Origin of the sequence: Lachnospira hominis (ex Hitch et al. 2025) (assembly GCF_040096395.1) — a bacterium.
GTDB classification, from domain to species: Bacteria; Bacillota; Clostridia; order Lachnospirales; family Lachnospiraceae; genus Lachnospira; species Lachnospira hominis.
The window spans coordinates 1-2,395 of record NZ_JBBMES010000045.1; the positions used below are offsets into that span (position 1 = coordinate 1).

3 protein-coding genes are annotated in these 2,395 nt (G+C 44.4%); all 3 read left to right on the top strand.

Annotation, left to right across the window (positions count from 1 at the left end; all coding sequences use genetic code 11):
- A partial coding sequence (locus WMO38_RS14915) for a DUF5688 family protein (protein ID WP_349163203.1) occupies positions 1-508 on the top strand: 508 nt, incomplete at its 5' end.
- Positions 509-617: 109 nt separating this feature from the next.
- Positions 618-1,157: a JAB domain-containing protein gene (locus WMO38_RS14920; RefSeq protein ID WP_004611525.1), complete on the top strand. Its 540-nt coding sequence runs from the start codon at positions 618-620 to the stop codon at positions 1,155-1,157.
- 4 nt (positions 1,158-1,161) lie between these two features.
- Complete coding sequence (locus WMO38_RS14925; protein ID WP_349163204.1) at positions 1,162-2,139, top strand: DUF3991 domain-containing protein; 978 nt, start codon at positions 1,162-1,164, stop codon at positions 2,137-2,139.
- Positions 2,140-2,395: the final 256 nt, after the last annotated feature.

The following is a 2,395-nucleotide window of genomic DNA, read 5'->3' on the forward strand; positions in this document are numbered from 1 at the left end:
ACAGCTCTTTAAGTGTGCAGCGGAAAACACAAGAAGACTCTTCCCACCTGTCGTTCGTAGCATGAATGACATTATGAGAGAAATGTTTGCAAGAGATGGGATGCCACAGGAGATTGCGGATATGATGATAGCCGAGATTCCACCAGAGCAGACGATGTGGGTGATTTCCAATGAAAAGGGTATCAATGGTGCAGCATCCATGCTTTATGAGAATGAGCTTCATGAGCTGGCAGAGAGTTTAGAGAGTGACCTTTATATTCTCCCTTCGAGCGTGCATGAGGTTATTGCAGTATCTTCAGATATGGGAAGCCCTGAGATGCTTGCACAGATGGTAGTCGAGGTAAATATGCAGGAGGTGTCTTTGGACGAGAGACTTTCCAATCAGGTATATCACTATGATAAGGATTTAAGAAAACTCACACTTGCAACTGATACACCTAACAAGAGACTTGATGGTATCGTTGCAGAACCTCCCCTTGTATATGATGCGAAGGAAAAGTCCAGATAGGAGGCAGTTATGGAGCAGGAACTTACAATGGAAGAACTCATTGCTCTCATAAACAGCCAGAAAGGTGATTTTGTTATCCGTGTCGAGTTTGGAGAGGAGGCGGTGTCTGATGCCAAAGAAGAATGACTTCAAGCTTGATGTGGTTTCGGTAAGACTTGTAAAGGATGCTCCGATTTATTCGGAGCACACTTTTAACAATCCGGCGGATATAGCTGCTGTCATGGGAGACTGTATGTGCCAGTTTGACAGGGAAGTAGTGTGTGTGGTCAATCTAAGGTCAGATTTAAAACCTATCAATGTGCATTTTGCAAGTGTTGGTTCTTTAAATGAGGCAATGGCACATCCGAGAGAGCTGTTTAAATCAAGTATCCTAAGCAATGCGGCAAGCATGATGTTAATCCATTGTCACCCATCCGGGAACGTATTTCCAAGTAAGGCTGATACCATGATGACAGACCGCATGAACAAGCTGTGTGAACTGATGGGAATACCACTCATTGACCATATCATAGTCGGTGGAGACAATCGTGAATTTTTCAGTTTCAGGGAAAAAGGCATGATTGATAATCCTAAGATTACCCTGAGCACAGATTACCGGACACTTGATATCAAGTCACCGCTTGTAGCAGAGCAGGGAAAGGCAAGGTGAAAGCATGGATGGAAGATTTACGGATGAAGAGCTTGCCATAGCAAAGAGTGTTGACCTGTGTGCAGTTGCAGAAAGTCTTGGGTATACAGTAAAGAGGATTGGCAAATACCACACTTTAAAAGAGATGGATTCCATCCGCGTTTACAACAGAAGCCATTGGTACAGATGGTCAAGGCAGTTTGACAAAGGCAACAATGGCGGCTCACAGATAGATTTCTTGCGGGTGTTTTGTGGAATGAGTGTAAAAGAGGCTGTGTTCTGGCTTTTAGATTTTGCAGGATATAGAAGGATCGAGAATCCTGTAAAGCAGCCACTTGTTCATCAGGTATCGCAGAAGCAGGCAGAGGAGAGAAAGCCATTTGTCCTACCGGAACCGGCGGGAGATAATTCCTATCTTATTTCATATCTGAATCAGGAGAGAGGAATCAGCAGGACTGTCATAGATCTGTTTTTAAAAGATGGACTGATTTATGAGAGCAGGCATTACCACAATGTTGTTTTCAAAGGAAATGATAAAAATGGAGTGACAAGATTTGCAAGTATGCGGGGAGTGTTTGATAAGCAGGGTAAGCCATTCAAGTGTGATGTCACAGGAAATGATAAGAACTATGGATTTAATGTGGTAAATGTTAACAGTACAGAGCTTGTAGTATTTGAAGCTGCAATCGACCTTATGAGTTATGTGGATATCTTCGCGGATTATGAATCAAATAAGCTGGCACTTGGGATGCTTGCAGATGCACCACTTGAGACTTTTCTTCGGGAACATCCGCAGATTACTTCCATCCGGTTCTGCCTTGATGGAGATGAGCCGGGGAGAAAAGCAGCAGCAGAACTTATGAGAAAGTATTATGAGCTTGGATATGAGGTAGAAGACTGTCCGCCACCTGCCGGATATAAGGATTACAACGAGTGGCTTGTAGCGGCAAAGCTTAATCTGAACAGGATGAATAAGCGAGCAGATGAACCAGTCAGGGCATGAGAAACCGGATTTTGATGTGTGGGGGCAGAAAGCGCCCCCAAAATAGCAAAGTGGGGGCAGAAAGCGCCCCCAAAATGTCAAAGTGGGGGCAAAAAGTGCCCCCACAATTTGGACACGACAAAATCCGGACTGAAGTAAAAATAAAAGTGGGGGCAGAAAGCGCCCCCAAAATAACAAAATGGGGGCAGAAAGCGCCCCCAAAGTAGCAAAGTGGGGGCAAAAAGCGCCCCCACTTTCATAAACAGAGGGTTTTAGG